The organism is Cupriavidus necator, from assembly GCF_040578825.1.
GTDB classification, from domain to species: domain Bacteria; phylum Pseudomonadota; class Gammaproteobacteria; order Burkholderiales; family Burkholderiaceae; genus Cupriavidus; species Cupriavidus necator_E.
The window spans coordinates 49,880-63,717 of the sequence record NZ_JBEFLI010000027.1; the positions used below are offsets into that span (position 1 = coordinate 49,880).

Below are 13,838 nucleotides of genomic sequence, written 5' to 3' on the forward strand. Positions count from 1 at the left end.
CAACGTCCATGATAGGGCCATACCTTCTGACAAGGAGCCCGACATGGCCGCCACGCAATCCTTCGCCCACCCTTCCACCCAACGCCGCGCCGCCCTGGTAACAGGCGCCTCGCGCGGCATCGGCCGCGCCATCGCGCTGCGGCTTGCCGCCGACGGCTTTGATGTCGCCATCGGCTATGCCGGCAGCGCCGGGCGCGCCGAAGAAACCGTGGCCGCCGCGCGCGCGGCCGGCGCCGACGCCATCGCCGTGCAAGGCGACGTGGCGCAGGCACAGGACGTGGCGCGCCTGTTCCACGCCGCGCAGCAGGCCTTCGGCCGCCTCGACGTGGTGGTCAACAGCGCCGGCATCATGTCGATGGCGCCGGTCGCCCCCGCCAGCATCGAGACCTTCGACCAGACCATTGCCACCAACCTGCGCGGTGCCTTCCTGGTGCTGGGCGAGGCGGCTGCGCGGCTGCGCGAAGGCGGGCGCATCATCGCGCTGTCCACCAGCGTGATCGCGCGCTCCTTCCCGGGCTATGGGCCCTATATCGCGGCCAAGGCCGGTGTGGAAGGGCTGGTGCGGGTGCTGGCCAACGAGCTGCGCGGGCGCGGCATTACCGTCAACGCGGTGGCGCCGGGGCCGGTGGCCACCGAGCTGTTTCTCGACGGCAAGTCCGACGAGCAGATCGCCCAAATGTCAAAGCTCCCGCCGCTGGAGCGACTTGGCACGCCAGAGGACATCGCCGGCACGGTGGCCTTCCTGGCCGGGCCGGATGGTGCCTGGGTCAATGCGCAGGTGCTGCGCGCCAACGGTGGTTTTGCCTGAGCTCAGCGTTGCGCCGCGCCGAAGAACTCGCAGCGCTGGCGCGCCAGCGCTTCACGCGAGTAGCCGTGGCGCACGCGTAGCTGGTGTTCCACGGCGTCGGCCTGGTCGAGGCAGGCGAACATCAGGTCATCCTTCACGCGCTGGGTCACGCCCTTCAGGCGCGGGGCCTCGTAGGCGACCTGGCGCGCGCGGCAGCGCAGGAACAGCAGGGTTTCCTGGGTGGCGGCGACTAGCTGGTCGTGTTCGATGCGCTTGCATTCGACCAGGTCCTGCGCCGACGCGCCGGTGGCGACGAGCAAAGGCAGGCACAGCCATCGGCGCAGCGAGCGGAGCATGGCAAAGGGGGCGATAGGCCGGTTGGGGGTCTGGATCGCATCATTGCCCAGACCCGCGCACAGTGCAAGCCACAGCGCAGGCAACACGCTGTTGCGTCCCGTGCGATGTGGGCCGCCGGCCGGATTCCGTGTCCAGCCCTCTGGACAATCGCCGGCCAGCCCTGACGAGCATTGATGCACCCCTCGGCGCGACTCCGCGGGGGCCAATGCCCCGGCATGGCAATATACGGGCGGCAGCCGCCGCCCCGTACCCAATTCGCAACCCATGGACCTGAACGCCTTGCGCCTGTTCGTCGACATCGTCGATGCGGGCAACCTGAGCGCGGCCGCCCGCAAGCTCAAGATGACGCGCGCCAATGTCAGCTACCGGCTGAAGGCGCTGGAAGAAGAACTGGGCGTGCAGCTCCTGCGGCGGACCACCCGCCATGTCGAACCGACCCCGGTCGGGGCGGGCCTGTACGAGCATGGCCGCAATATCCTGGGTGAAGTCGCGGCGGCCAACGCGCTGATCAGCAATATGGGCAAGAGCCTGCAGGGCCACGTGCGGCTCTCGGTGCCTACGGGACTGGGCCACACGCTGCTGTCGCCCCTGCTGGTGCAGTTCAAGCAACGCTATCCCGACATCACGCTCGATGTCGTGTTCGACAACCGCGTGCACAACCTGGTGTCCGAAGACGTGGAAGTGGCGCTGCGCATCATCTCCACGCCGCCGGATTCGGTGGTCGCGACCGAGATCGGCGAGGTCGACTGGATCCTGTGCGCCTCGCCGGCATACCTTGCCGGCCATCCCGCGCCAACGGAGCTGGCCGGGCTGCGAACGCATGCCATCGTCTGCGCGTCGCCGGTCGGGCAGAAGCTCAAGGCATCGGGCACGCGCCTGGATGGTGACGCGAAAGAAACCCGCGAGCAGGTGGTGCTGGAGCCGACGCTCAGTTCAGAGAACTTCGCGTTCCTGAAGGAAGCCGTGCTGGCGGGACTCGGCATCGGTATCTTCCCGATCTATGCCATCGGTGCCGAACTGGAACGTGGCGCGCTGGTGCCGCTGTTGTCCGACTACCGCATCAGCGTGTTCGGCAGCCGGCTCTACATGCTGACCATGCCCAACCGCTACCAGACGCTGGCCACGCGCTACCTGCTGAACTTCCTGAAGACCGAGCTGCAGGCGGTGTGGCCGCGGCTGCACCGCTAGGGCGGCGCGCGCTTTGCCCGCGATGCGCGGGACGGCAGGCACACTATATTAGGAGCACAAGGATAACTGTTGGCGCATCCTGAGGAGCATTCCATGGCCCTGGCTAGCACGCTCGCAAACTGCCTGAGCAGCAAGAATACCCAGTACGACATCATCCGCCACCCCTACACCCTCAGCAGCATGGCCACTGCCGAGGCAGCGCACGTTCCCGGAGACAGACTGGCCAAGACACTGTTGCTCGAAGATGAACGCGGCTACGTCGCCGCGGTGATTCCGTCGAGCCACCACCTGCAGATGGCAGCCATCTGCGAACAGACCGGCCGCAACCTGGTGCTGGCACACGAGGACGAAATCCGCGAGATCTTCAAGGATTGCGACCTCGGCGCGATCCCGCCGGTGGCCATGGCCTACGGCATGCAGACCTATGTGGACGACAGCCTGATGGAACAGCCCGAAGTCTTTTTCGAGGGCGGCGACCACCAGGAGCTGGTCCACATGAGCAGGGAGCAATTCTCGCAACTGATGTCGGACGCCAGGCACGGCCACTTCTCGCGCCGCATGATGTAGCGGCGCAATGTCGCTGCGGGCAGCTTGCCCGCGCACGACACGCGGTCACCATGGCGGGCGCAAGGCCCGCGTGGTGGCCGTTTTTATTTTCACCCGATGGGGTTATTTGCGCCCGCTGCAATCGAGCTTGTAGCGGCCCAGCACCGTCATGCCCTGCCGCAGCACCAGGCCGACTTCGCACACCGCGGCGGGATGCGGTGCGACCGTCAGCGTCGATACGCGCACCGGCTGCCCTGGCACCACATGCACCGTGCCGGCCTGCGCCGCCGAAGACGCGGCGTTGCCGCTGCGCGTGCTGACCTTCACCTCATACTGCAGCTCCGCTTCGTGCGCCGAGGCGACATACGGCGCGATCTGCGCCGTGCCGTTGGCCGACTGGATATCGAGCCATACCTGCAGGTTCATGTCGGCTTGCATGGTCGCTCCTTGCGAAAGGCGGCACACATGGCCGCGTCAGTCTCCGGGCAGCGCCGGCGCGCTGTCATCCTTCAGGTCGACGCCGGAACGGCCCAGCGCCACCGCGCCGCGCAGCAGGAAGGCAAGCCGCTCGGCCGCCTGCGCATACGGCAAGCCTTCGGGCCGGATATTGGAGATGCAGTTGCGCTCGGCATCGGTGCGGCCCACGCGCGGCGCGTAGGTCAGGTAGATGCCAAGGCTGTCGGGCGAACTGAGCCCGGGGCGCTCGCCGATCAGCATCACCACCTGGCGCGCACCGAGGATCTCGCCGATCTCGTCGCCCAGCGCTACGCGCGACTGCTCGGCCACCACGACCGGGCCGACATGCCAGGTCTGCGGCAGGCGCTGGCGGGCGGCCTCGAGCACCGGCAGCGCATGCGTCTGCGTAGCCAGCGCGGACAGGCCGTCGGCCATCACGAAGACCACGTCGGGCGCCTGCTGCGGCCGCGCCGCCGCCAGCGCGTCGCGGCCGGCATCGTCCAGGCGCCGGCCCAGGTCGGGGCGCCGCAGGTAATGGGTGCGGTCCGGCGCGGCGCTATGCACCGCGATGTGCGCGAGCCCGGCCGCGTCCAGCGCCGCGGTCACGGCGCCCACGTCCAGCGGCAGGTGCACCGCATCGCGCGCCTGCGCGTGCGCCAGCCCGAAGGCTAGCACGGCATCGGTGGTCTGGCTGTGGCCGGTGCGGCCGATGGCAACGCGTGCGCGGGTGAACTGGCGCAGGCGCTGCCATGGGTCGGTATCGGTCGTGGCGGGAGTCTGTTCAGACATGGTGTTCGCGCGAGGAAAGTTTGCGTTTGACCGGCTTTACGCTCGGTTCACAGGCTGTGCGCCATCTGCAGCAGCGGCTGGCGCTCGGCCGGCTCCAGCAGCCGGCCGGTGGCATCGGCAATGCCCATGCGCTGCAGCCATGCCTCGAACTCGGGGGCCGGGCGCAGCCCCAGCACCTCGCGCAGGTACAGCGCATCGTGGAACGACGTGCTCTGGTAGTTCAGCATGATGTCATCGGCGCCCGGCACGCCCATGATGAAGTTGATGCCGGCCACGCCGAACAGCGTCAGCAACGTATCCATGTCGTCCTGGTCGGCTTCGGCATGGTTGGTGTAGCAGACATCGCAGCCCATCGGCACGCCCATCAGCTTGCCGCAGAAGTGGTCCTCCAGCCCGGCGCGGATGATCTGCTTGCCGTCATACAGGTATTCAGGACCGATAAAGCCCACCACCGTGTTGACCAGCAGCGGCGAGAACGCGCGCGCTACCGCATAGGCACGCGCCTCCATGGTCTGCTGGTCGACACCGTGATGCGCGTTGGCCGACAGCGCGCTGCCCTGCCCGGTCTCGAAATACATCAGGTTGTCGCCCACCGTGCCGCGCGCCAGCGCCTGCGCGGCGTCGTGCGCCTCGGCCAGCAGCGACAGGCTGATGCCGAAGGCCGCATTGGCGCCCTCGCTGCCGGCCACCGACTGGAACACCAGGTCCACCGGCGCGCCTTGCTCCATTGCGCGCAGTGTATTGGTAACGTGGGTCAGCACGCAGGATTGCGTCGGGATGTCGTAGCGGCTGCGCAGCTCGTCGATCATGCGCAGCAGCGAGACGATGGTGCCGAGGTTGTCCGAAGCCGGATTAACGCCGATGGTGGCATCGCCACAGCCATACAGCAGCCCGTCGATGATCGACGCGGCAATGCCCTTGGGATCGTCGGTGGGGTGATTGGGCTGCAGCCGCACCGACAACCGGCCGGGCAGCCCCACGGTGCTGCGAAAGCGCGTCACCACCTGGCATTTGCGCGCCACCGCCACCAGGTCCTGGTTGCGCATCAGCTTGCTGACCGCCGCCGCCATCTCGGGGGTGATGCCGGGCGCTACGCGCGCCAGCGTGGCCGTGTCGGTCTCGTGCAGCAGCAGCCAGTTGCGCAGGTCGCCCACGGTGGTGGCACCGATCGCGGCAAAGGCCGCCGCGTCGTGCCGGTCGACGATCAGCCGCGTGACCTCGTCATCCTCGTACGGCACCAGCGCTTCGTTCAGGAACTGCGTCAGCGGCACCTCGGCCAGCGCGAGCCGCGCCGCCATCCGTTCCTGCTCATTGGCGGCAGCTACACCCGCCAATGCATCGCCGGACCGTGCGGGGCTGGCCTTGGCCAGCAATGTGCGCAGGTCGGCAAAGACGTGGCGCTGGGTGCCGATGGTGTGGGTATAGGCCATGCGTCGGAATCCGTCTGGGACTGCGTCGAGGGGCTTGGTGAAGCTGACGCCAATTGGGGGCGCCGGTTCCCCTAATATAGCCACCCTTGGCGCACGCGGCTCGGGTGGCGTGTATGCGGGGCCGCAACGCCCTAAATGGATTTGGCTGCCTGCCAAGATGCCTCCTCGCCAAGCGAGGCACTTGCGTAACCCCGCCGGCACACCGGACAATCGACCGTCTGGCCACCCGGCCATGACAGTTGCCAGGCCTCATCCCCCGGAGACCCCCCAATGAAAGACCCCGACCCGACCCACGTCCCGCGTCTGCTGCCAGCCGCGTGGTACAGCGTCGGCGCCGTCGCCTATCTGTTGACCGCCCTGGCGCTCTGGACCGTGCTCCATGCCAACCTGGTGGCGGCCCTGCTGTCCGGGCTGCTGCTGTATTCGCTGGTGGATGTGCTGGCACCGCGGCTGAAGCGGCTGCACCAGCGGCATGATGCGCTGGCGGTGGCGATCCTGTCGGGGCTGATCTTGCTGGGCCTGTCGCTGGCCGGCTGGCTGCTGGTGCGCTTTGTCAGCGGGGAGGGCAATACGCTGGACGGGCTGCTTAACCATGTGGCGGATATCATCGACCGCTCGCGTGGGCAGTTGCCGCCCTGGGTCAGCGATGCGCTGCCCAACGGCGTGGACGAGCTGGCCAACACGCTGATCGAGACGCTGCGCGAGCATGCGGCGATGGCGCAGAAGCTGGGCGCGGAAGTGCTGCGCACGCTGGTGCATATCCTGATCGGGCTGGTGATCGGCGCGATGGTGGCGTTGTACCGCGCCGTGGCGCGGCCCAACCGGCGGCCGCTGGCGGCGGCGTTGGTGGCGCGGGCGCGTACGCTGCAGGAGGCGTTTTCGCAGTTTATCTTTGCGCAGATCCAGATCTCGACGATCAACACGGTGCTGACCGCGATCTACCTGCTGCTGGTGCTGCCGCTGTTTGGCGTGCACCTGCCGCTGTCGAAGACGCTGGTGGTGATCACCTTTATTGCCGGCCTGCTGCCGGTGCTGGGCAACCTGATCTCGAATACCGCAATCGTGGTGGCGTCGCTGTCGGTGTCGCTGCCGATCGCGGTGGGGTCGCTGGTGTTCCTGGTGGTGATCCACAAGCTGGAGTACTTCCTGAACGCGCGCATTATCGGCGCGCGCATCCAGGCCGCGGCGTGGGAGCTGCTGATGGTGATGCTGCTGATGGAAACGCTGTTCGGCATCCCTGGCGTGATTGCCGGGCCGATTTTCTATGCCTACATGAAGCGGGAGCTGGCTGGCGCGGGGCTGATCTGAATGCCGCGTCGAGCACGCCGGGCCGGTGGTCGGACCAATAGCGGCACGCAAGCCCCGGCGACCTAGCTGCCGCCGTCCTGCTCGACGCGGCTGCGCACGAAGTCGATATGGGTCTGCATGGCGGTGCGCGCCTCTTCCGGCCGGCGCGCGCAGATGGCATCGCACAGGGTGCGGTGTTGCAGCAGCAGCAGGTCTGAAGCGCCGTCGTCCTGTTCGCGCAGGCCGGTGCCATTGATGGTGATGTGCTCGCGCAGCATGCCGAGCACGCTGGTATGCAGGTGCAGGAACATGGTGTTGTGCGAGGCCAGCGCGATGGCGTCGTGCAGGCGCGCATCCGCATCGGCTTCGGCCTGCTTGTCGTCGGCGGCGCGGGCGCGTTCGAGCTCGGCCATCAGCGCGCGGATGCGCTTGACGTCGCCGGCATCGGCGCGCAGCGCGGCGAAGTAGGCGGTGGCGCCCTCCAGCACCCGGCGGAATTCCAGGATGTCGTCGCGCAGCGCGGGATGGTCGGCCACCAGTTGACCCCACGGCGAGGCGATCCCCGCGCGCAACTGATCGGTGGCGTAGACGCCGGCGCCGCGGCGGCTCTGCAGCAGGCCGCGCGCGGCCAGGCGCTGGATGGCCTCGCGCACGGTGTTGCGGGCCACATCGAATTGTTCGGCCAGCACGCGCTCGGCCGGCAGCCGCGTGCCGGGCGGCCAGGTGCCGTCGAGCAGCGCGGTTTCGATCTTGCGCATGACCGCCTCCACGCGCCCGCGCGCGCCGCCGGGCCTTTGTGCCGCTGCCGCCATGCCGTCTTCCCTCGCTCCTGAGTGCCCCTGCGGATTGGTCCAACCAATTTGAACTGCCGCGCGGAAGCGGGAATTATGCGCCGAAACGTGCGACCCCAGCACGTCCGGAGCGAGACATGAAGGATCGTCAGTACCCCACTGGCGCTGCGCCCACGCAGTGCTACCTGTTTGCCACCTGCCTGGTCGACCTGTTCGTGCCGCAGGCCGGCCTCGACGCCGTGCGGCTGCTCGAGCGCGAAGGCCTCACCGTGCACTTCCCCCGCGGGCAAAGTTGCTGCGGCCAGCCGGCCTATAGCAGCGGCAATCCCGACGCCGCCCGCGCCGTGGCACGCGCCCAGCTCGACCTGTTCAGCCAGCCGTGGCCGGTGATCGTGCCGTCCGGATCTTGCGCCGGCATGATGCGCCACCACTGGCCGCAGCTCTTTGCCGATGATCCGGTGGCCGGGCCGAAAGCACGGGCGCTGGCCGAGCGGATCTACGAACTGGGCGAGTTCCTGCTGAACGTCCTCAAGGTGGACTTCGGCGACGCGCTGCCCGCCGGGCAGACGCAGGAGCGGATCGTGCTGCATACCTCATGCGGCGCCCGTCGAGAAATGGGTACGCGCGGGCACGGCGTGGCGCTGGTCGATGCGCTGCCGGGCGTGACGCGGGTGGAGCATGAGCGCGAGTCCGAGTGCTGTGGGTTCGGCGGCACGTTCTCGCTCAAGCATCCCGACATCTCCGGCGCCATGGTGCGCGACAAGGTCGCCTCTGCCTGCGCCACCGGTTGTGACCGGCTGGTGTCGGCCGACTGCGGCTGCCTGCTCAATATCGGCCACACCGCCGCGCATGACCGCTCGCCGCTGCAGGTCGAACATCTGGCGAGCTTCCTGTGGCGCCGTACCGGAGGTGCGGCATGACCACGCTCAGCGCACGCGAACGCATGTTGGGGCGGCTGCGCGCCGCGGCACCGGCGCCGTCGCCCTCCACCGCCGAGCTCGACCGGCGCATCGACAGCCATTTCGAGGCGCGCCGCCACGGCACGCCGGGCGTTGCCGAACTGGTGGCGTCGATGCAGGCGGCACTGGAAGCGTCTCACGCCGAGGTGTGGTGCGCCGATGAGGCGGCCTGGCCGGCGTTGCTGGCCAGCGAGCTGTCCAACGCCGGCGTGAAACGGCTGCTGCTGGACCCTGCCAGCAAGGCCGGCGCCGCGCTCGCCGCGGCGCTGCCGGCGCATGTCGTGGCCACCGGCTATGACCGGCCCATCGAACAATGGAAGACCGAGCTGTTCGATACCGTCGATGCCGGCTTCACCGTGGCCCGCTCCGGCATCGCCGCGACCGGCACGCTGATCGTCGTGCCCGATGCGGGTTCGCCGCGCACGGTATCGCTGGTGCCGCCGCTGCATGTGGCGCTGGTGCACGCCTCGACGCTGCATGAAGACCTGCACATGGCCGCGCGCACCGAACGCTGGCGCGACGGCATGCCGACCAACCTCGTGATGATTTCCGGGCCGTCCAAGACTTCGGATATCCAGCAGACGCTGGCTTATGGCGCGCACGGTCCGCGCCGGCTGTGGGTCGTGATCGTCAACGATGCGGGCGGCAAGGAGATGGCGCGATGAGCCAGAGCACACTGCACTTCGTTCCCACGCAGGACTTCAAGGCGCGCGCCCGTGAAGCGCTGGACGATCCCAAGCTGCGCCAGAGTTTCCGGGGTGCGATGGATTTCCTGCAGGGCAAGCGCCTGGCGCAGTTTCCCGATGGGGACGAGCTGGAACGACTGCGCGACCTTGGCGAAGCCGTGCGCCAGCATGCGCTCGCCAACCTGCCGGACTTGCTGACACAGCTCGAGGCCAGGCTCACCGCGGCCGGCGTACAGGTGCACTGGGCCGAAACCGCGGACGAGGCCAACGCCATCATCCACGGCATCGTGGCCGCAAAGCAGGCAAAGCGCGTGATCAAGGGCAAGTCGATGGCCAGCGAGGAGATCGAGCTGAACCATTACCTGGCCGAGCGCGGCGTGGACTGCATCGAATCCGATATGGGCGAGTACATCGTGCAACTCGCCGGCGAAAAGCCTTCGCATATCGTGATGCCGGCGATCCACAAGACCAAGGGCGATATCGCGGCGCTGTTCGAGCAGCATATCCCGGATACGTCCTATACCGAGGATGTGGACGCGCTCATCCAGACCGGCCGCCGCGCGCTGCGGCAGGCGTTTGTCGAGGCCGACGTCGGCTTGTCCGGCGTGAACTTCGCGGCGGCGGATACCGGCACGCTGTGGCTGGTGGAGAACGAAGGCAACGGGCGGCTTTCCACCACCGTGCCTGACGTGCATATCGCGATCATGGGCATGGAGAAGGTGGTGGCGAGGCTGGAGCACATCGTGCCGCTGTCGAGCCTGCTGACGCGTTCGGCCACGGGGCAGGCGATCACCACCTACTTCAACCTGATCTCCGGTCCGCGCTGCGAAGGCGAGCGCGACGGCCCGCGCGAAGTGCACCTGGTGCTGCTCGACAACGGCCGCACGCAGGCCTATGCCGATGCGCAGTTGCGCGCGACGCTGCAATGCATCCGCTGCGGCGCGTGCATGAACCACTGCCCGGTCTATACGCGCATCGGTGGCCATGCGTATGGCACCACCTATCCCGGCCCGATCGGCAAGATCATCTCGCCGCATTTGCTGGGGCTGGATGCCACTGCGGACTTGCCGACGGCGTCGAGCCTGTGTGGCGCCTGCGGCGAGGTGTGCCCGGTGCGCATTCCCATTCCGCAATTGCTGGTGCGTCTGCGCACCGAATCGAATCGCGATCCGGAGGAGACGGTCGCGAATCCCCTGCGCGGGCAAGGCGCGAAGTACAGCCGCGGCGAGCACCTGGTGTGGCGCTTCTGGAGCGGGGCGTATTCGCATCCCGCTACTTACCGTTTGTTCCGATGGGCGGCTACGCGACTGCGTGCGCTGGCGCCATCGAAGCAGATGGGGTGGACGCAACACCGTACGCCGCTGCAACCGGCGGCGCGGAGCCTGGCGGATTTGCTGAAGGAAAAGGGGCAGCCGGAGTAGTTCGTCGACCGCTTCGTAAGCTGCCCCGCTCCCGACGGAGTTCTCCCTCTCCCGCGCGCGGGAGAGGGGAGCGAACAAGCGCGCAGGCTAAGCACCGCTGTGCTTGCCACCACCACAACAACGATTTCCCAAAACACCACTGAAGCAGGAGACCAAGCAGTGCAACCCTGGACCCAACTCTATACGCCGCTAGGCAGCCTGTGGCTGTCGGCGCTGGCCGCGGCCATTCCGATCCTGTTCTTCTTCATCGCGCTGGCCGTATGGCGCATGAAGGGCCATGTCGCCGCCGCGGTAACGCTGCTGCTGGCGCTCGGCGTGGCGATCTTCGCGTACGGCATGCCCGCACAGCAAGCGCTGGCCGCGGCCGGCTTCGGTTTTGCCTATGGGCTGTGGCCGATTGCGTGGATCATCGTGACCGCGGTGTTCCTCTACAAGATCGTGGTCAAGACCGGCCAGTTCGACGTGATCCGTGCCTCGGTGCTGTCGATCACCGATGACCAGCGGCTGCAGATGCTGCTGATCGGCTTTGCCTTCGGTGCCTTCCTCGAAGGCGCGGCAGGCTTTGGCGCGCCGGTTGCCATTACCGCGGCACTGCTGGTTGGCCTGGGCTTCAATCCGCTGTACGCGGCCGGCCTGTGCCTGATCGCCAATACCGCGCCGGTGGCGTTCGGCGCGATGGGCATTCCCATCATCGTGGCCGGGCAGGTGACCGGCATCGATCCCTTCCATATCGGCGCGATGGCGGGACGCCAGCTGCCGCTGCTGTCGCTGCTGGTGCCTTTCTGGCTGGTGTTCATGATGGACGGCGCCAAGGGCGTGCGCGAGACGTGGCCGGCGGCGCTGGTCTGCGGCGGCAGCTTTGCCGTGACGCAGTACTTCACGTCGAACCACATCGGGCCTGAGCTGCCGGACATCACCTCGGCGCTGGTCAGCCTGGTATCGCTCGCCGCGTTCCTGAAGGTATGGCAGCCGCGCAGCGCATCGCAGCGCGCGGGCGGCAGCGTCGGTGGCGGCACCATGGCGCTGTCGGGTTTCGGCGGCAGCGGTGGTGGGTTCGGCGGTGCACCGCTGAGCCGCAAGGCGTCGCCCTACACCATGGCGCAGACGCTGCGCGCCTGGGCACCGTTCGGCATCCTGACCGCGATCGTCACGGTGTGGAGCCTGCAGCCGTTCAAGGCCTTGTTTGCCGCCAATGGCGCGCTGGCTGGCACGGTACTGAAGTTCAAGATCCCCGGGCTCGACCAGATGGTGATCAAGGCCGCGCCGATCGTGGCCACGCCCAAAGCCTATGACGCGGTGCTGAAGCTCGACCTGCTGTCCGCCGTCGGTACTGCGATCCTGCTGACCGCGCTGATCTCGGCCGTGCTGCTGCGGATGAAGCCGCGCGCCCTGGTGGCCACCTTCGGCGAGACGCTGGTGGAACTGGCGCGCCCGGTGCTGTCGATCGGTCTGGTGCTGGGCTTTGCCTTTGTCGCCAACTACTCGGGGATGTCGTCGACGCTGGCGCTGCTGCTGGCCGGCACCGGCGCGGCGTTCCCGTTCTTCTCGCCGTTCCTGGGCTGGCTGGGCGTGTTCCTGACCGGCTCGGATACTTCGTCGAATGCGCTGTTCTGCTCGCTGCAGAACACGACCGCGCATCAGATCGGCGTGTCGGATACGCTGATGGTGGCTGCCAACACCACTGGCGGCGTGACCGCCAAGATGATCTCGCCGCAGTCCATCGCCGTGGCATGCGCGGCGACCGGGCTGGTGGGCAAGGAGTCGGAGCTGTTCCGCTTTACCGTGAAGCACAGCCTGCTGTTTGCGGTGATCATCGGTGTCATGACGATGGTGCAGGCTTATCTGTTGCCGGGGATGATTCCGGGGTGATGGTGTAGCGCGCTGCGAAGCTTCGCACGCTGCCGGTTTGCTCTTCTCTCCCGCGTGCGGGAGAGGAGAGCACCCGAGAGCACCCAAACCTTGACTCAAACCCCGACGCCTTTGCGATAGCCGAGGGGCCGACTTCTCAATCGAGGAACTCGTCCCCCTCGCTCAGCGGCGCGTAACGGTACGTCGCCGGCGTGCGGCTCAGCTTGACCGGTGAGCCCAGTCCCTTGTAGCCATCCTCCATCTCCACCACCATGTCACGGTGCCGCGTATGCGGATGCTGCAGGGCATCGGCCACGGAAAGCACCGGCGCGCATGGCACGCCAGCGGCGACCAGCGTGTCGGCCAACACCTTGCCATCGAACTGTCGTAGCTTCGCTTCGAGCTCTGCCTTCAGCGCCACGCGATTCACCGACCGCGCGCCCGCGGTGGCATAGCGTTCGTCATCGGCCAGCTCGGGGAGCCGCAAGTGCTCGCAGAGAATCCGGAACTGCCTGTCATTGCCGACCGCGAGAAAGATGGGATCGGTGGCGGTGGCGACGGTGTCGTACGGATAGATGTTGGGATGCGCGTTCCCCGTGCGCTGCGGCGTCTTGCCACTCATGAACCAGTTGGCCGCATGCGGATGCAGCAGCGACAGGCCGGAGTCATACAGTGCGGCCTCGACGAACTGCCCGCGCCCGCTGCGCGTGCGTTCCTGCAACGCCAGCAGCACACCGATCGCCGCGTTGAGCCCGGTCACCATGTCGACCACCGGCAAGCCCACGCGCAGCGGATCGCCATCGGCCTCGCCATTGATGCTCATGATGCCGGACATGGCCTGGATCGCGGCGTCGTAACCGGGCAGGCCGCCCAGCGGACCATCGGCGCCGAAACCGGACACGCGGCAATGCACCAGCCGCGGGAAGCGCGCCGACAGTTCGTCGTAGCCCAGCCCCCACTTCTCCATCGTGCCGGTCTTGAAGTTCTCGACCAGCACATCGGCATCGGCCAGCAGGGCCAGCAGCACCTCGCGACCAGCCGCCGTGGTCAGGTCCAGCCGCATCACGCGCTTGTTGCGGTTCAGGCCAAAGTAGTACGACGCCACGCCGTCCTTGAACGGGGGACCCCAGGTACGGGTGTCGTCGCCCTGCGGCGGTTCGATCTTGAGCACGTCGGCGCCGTGGTCGCCCAGGATCTGCCCGCAGTACGGGCCGCCGAGGATGCGCGACAGGTCGACCACGCGGATGCCGGCAAGCGCGCCGGGAGCGGAATGAGTCATGAGAGATCCTCGTC

14 protein-coding genes are annotated in these 13,838 nt (G+C 67.7%); 8 read left to right on the plus strand and 6 right to left on the minus strand.

The window, feature by feature from the left end; translation table 11 throughout:
• Window positions 1–43: 43 nt before the first annotated feature.
• Window positions 44–808: an SDR family oxidoreductase gene (locus tag AB1I47_RS15430; protein ID WP_354684617.1), complete on the plus strand. Its 765-nt coding sequence runs from the start codon at window positions 44–46 to the stop codon at window positions 806–808.
• Window positions 809–810: 2 nt separating this feature from the next.
• Here AB1I47_RS15430 and AB1I47_RS15435 read toward each other — a convergent pair whose 3' ends face one another.
• Entirely contained in the window at window positions 811–1,143 is a 333-nt protein-coding gene (locus AB1I47_RS15435; protein WP_354684618.1) for a hypothetical protein, read from the minus strand.
• A 265-nt stretch (window positions 1,144–1,408) separates the two neighbouring features.
• Here AB1I47_RS15435 and AB1I47_RS15440 point away from each other — a divergent pair, with 265 nt between their 5' ends.
• Both AB1I47_RS15440 and AB1I47_RS15445 read left to right on the plus strand, forming a co-directional pair.
• Window positions 1,409–2,332 (plus strand): LysR family transcriptional regulator, encoded by a 924-nt coding sequence (locus AB1I47_RS15440; protein WP_354684619.1) that lies wholly within the window; start codon window positions 1,409–1,411, stop codon window positions 2,330–2,332.
• Window positions 2,333–2,425: 93 nt separating this feature from the next.
• Window positions 2,426–2,899 carry an aminoacyl-tRNA deacylase gene (locus AB1I47_RS15445; RefSeq protein WP_354684620.1) on the plus strand — a complete coding sequence of 158 codons (474 nt, stop codon included), beginning with the start codon at window positions 2,426–2,428 and terminating at the stop codon, window positions 2,897–2,899.
• 102 nt (window positions 2,900–3,001) lie between these two features.
• Here AB1I47_RS15445 and csgH read toward each other — a convergent pair whose 3' ends face one another.
• From csgH to AB1I47_RS15460, 3 genes are read right to left on the minus strand one after another with little or no spacing between them, the layout of a single operon-like run.
• Complete coding sequence (gene csgH, locus AB1I47_RS15450) at window positions 3,002–3,316, minus strand: curli-like amyloid fiber formation chaperone CsgH (RefSeq protein ID WP_354684621.1); 315 nt, start codon at window positions 3,314–3,316, stop codon at window positions 3,002–3,004.
• Window positions 3,317–3,352: 36 nt separating this feature from the next.
• A complete protein-coding gene (gene eutC, locus AB1I47_RS15455; RefSeq protein ID WP_354684622.1) occupies window positions 3,353–4,123 on the minus strand; it encodes an ethanolamine ammonia-lyase subunit EutC in 771 nt (256 codons plus the stop codon).
• 47 nt (window positions 4,124–4,170) lie between these two features.
• On the minus strand, window positions 4,171–5,553 hold the full coding sequence (locus tag AB1I47_RS15460; protein ID WP_354684623.1) for an ethanolamine ammonia-lyase subunit EutB: 1,383 nt from the start codon (window positions 5,551–5,553) through the stop codon (window positions 4,171–4,173).
• 270 nt (window positions 5,554–5,823) lie between these two features.
• Here AB1I47_RS15460 and AB1I47_RS15465 point away from each other — a divergent pair, with 270 nt between their 5' ends.
• Window positions 5,824–6,861, plus strand: coding sequence for an AI-2E family transporter (locus tag AB1I47_RS15465; RefSeq protein ID WP_354684624.1), 1,038 nt, complete (start codon window positions 5,824–5,826; stop codon window positions 6,859–6,861).
• Between the two features lie 62 nt (window positions 6,862–6,923).
• On the opposite strand, the gene AB1I47_RS15470 is transcribed toward AB1I47_RS15465, so the two are convergent.
• Complete coding sequence (locus AB1I47_RS15470; protein WP_354684625.1) at window positions 6,924–7,598, minus strand: FadR/GntR family transcriptional regulator; 675 nt, start codon at window positions 7,596–7,598, stop codon at window positions 6,924–6,926.
• Window positions 7,599–7,768: 170 nt separating this feature from the next.
• Between AB1I47_RS15470 and AB1I47_RS15475 the strand changes: the two genes are divergently transcribed.
• From AB1I47_RS15475 to AB1I47_RS15490, 4 genes are all read left to right on the plus strand, one after another.
• Window positions 7,769–8,551 carry a (Fe-S)-binding protein gene (locus AB1I47_RS15475; RefSeq protein WP_354684626.1) on the plus strand — a complete coding sequence of 261 codons (783 nt, stop codon included), beginning with the start codon at window positions 7,769–7,771 and terminating at the stop codon, window positions 8,549–8,551.
• Window positions 8,548–9,255, plus strand: a complete 708-nt coding sequence (locus AB1I47_RS15480) for a LutC/YkgG family protein (protein WP_354684627.1) — start codon at window positions 8,548–8,550, stop codon at window positions 9,253–9,255. Before AB1I47_RS15475 ends, AB1I47_RS15480 begins: the two co-directional genes overlap by 4 nt.
• Window positions 9,252–10,697, plus strand: a complete 1,446-nt coding sequence (locus AB1I47_RS15485) for a LutB/LldF family L-lactate oxidation iron-sulfur protein (protein WP_354684628.1) — start codon at window positions 9,252–9,254, stop codon at window positions 10,695–10,697. The genes AB1I47_RS15480 and AB1I47_RS15485 overlap by 4 nt, the downstream gene beginning before the upstream one ends.
• 159 nt (window positions 10,698–10,856) lie before the next feature.
• The gene (locus AB1I47_RS15490; protein ID WP_354684629.1) at window positions 10,857–12,566 is read left to right on the plus strand and encodes a lactate permease LctP family transporter; all 1,710 of its coding nucleotides are present in this window, start codon (window positions 10,857–10,859) and stop codon (window positions 12,564–12,566) included.
• Between the two features lie 136 nt (window positions 12,567–12,702).
• Here the strand turns inward: AB1I47_RS15490 and AB1I47_RS15495 are convergent, their stop codons facing one another.
• On the minus strand, window positions 12,703–13,824 hold the full coding sequence (locus AB1I47_RS15495; protein ID WP_354684630.1) for a CaiB/BaiF CoA transferase family protein: 1,122 nt from the start codon (window positions 13,822–13,824) through the stop codon (window positions 12,703–12,705).
• Between the last annotated feature and the right edge of the window lie 14 nt (window positions 13,825–13,838).

What these genes read in the sequence shown, in the direction of transcription:
- AB1I47_RS15430 (WP_354684617.1), top strand. Translation starts at nt 44, where the DNA reads ATGGCCGCCACGCAATCCTTCGCCCACCCTTCCACCCAACGCCGCGCC.
- AB1I47_RS15435 (WP_354684618.1), bottom strand. Translation starts at nt 1,143, where the DNA reads ATGCTCCGCTCGCTGCGCCGATGGCTGTGCCTGCCTTTGCTCGTCGCC.
- AB1I47_RS15440 (WP_354684619.1), top strand. Translation starts at nt 1,409, where the DNA reads ATGGACCTGAACGCCTTGCGCCTGTTCGTCGACATCGTCGATGCGGGC.
- AB1I47_RS15445 (WP_354684620.1), top strand. Translation starts at nt 2,426, where the DNA reads ATGGCCCTGGCTAGCACGCTCGCAAACTGCCTGAGCAGCAAGAATACC.
- csgH (WP_354684621.1), bottom strand. Translation starts at nt 3,316, where the DNA reads ATGCAAGCCGACATGAACCTGCAGGTATGGCTCGATATCCAGTCGGCC.
- eutC (WP_354684622.1), bottom strand. Translation starts at nt 4,123, where the DNA reads ATGTCTGAACAGACTCCCGCCACGACCGATACCGACCCATGGCAGCGC.
- AB1I47_RS15460 (WP_354684623.1), bottom strand. Translation starts at nt 5,553, where the DNA reads ATGGCCTATACCCACACCATCGGCACCCAGCGCCACGTCTTTGCCGAC.
- AB1I47_RS15465 (WP_354684624.1), top strand. Translation starts at nt 5,824, where the DNA reads ATGAAAGACCCCGACCCGACCCACGTCCCGCGTCTGCTGCCAGCCGCG.
- AB1I47_RS15470 (WP_354684625.1), bottom strand. Translation starts at nt 7,598, where the DNA reads ATGCGCAAGATCGAAACCGCGCTGCTCGACGGCACCTGGCCGCCCGGC.
- AB1I47_RS15475 (WP_354684626.1), top strand. Translation starts at nt 7,769, where the DNA reads ATGAAGGATCGTCAGTACCCCACTGGCGCTGCGCCCACGCAGTGCTAC.
- AB1I47_RS15480 (WP_354684627.1), top strand. Translation starts at nt 8,548, where the DNA reads ATGACCACGCTCAGCGCACGCGAACGCATGTTGGGGCGGCTGCGCGCC.
- AB1I47_RS15485 (WP_354684628.1), top strand. Translation starts at nt 9,252, where the DNA reads ATGAGCCAGAGCACACTGCACTTCGTTCCCACGCAGGACTTCAAGGCG.
- AB1I47_RS15495 (WP_354684630.1), bottom strand. Translation starts at nt 13,824, where the DNA reads ATGACTCATTCCGCTCCCGGCGCGCTTGCCGGCATCCGCGTGGTCGAC.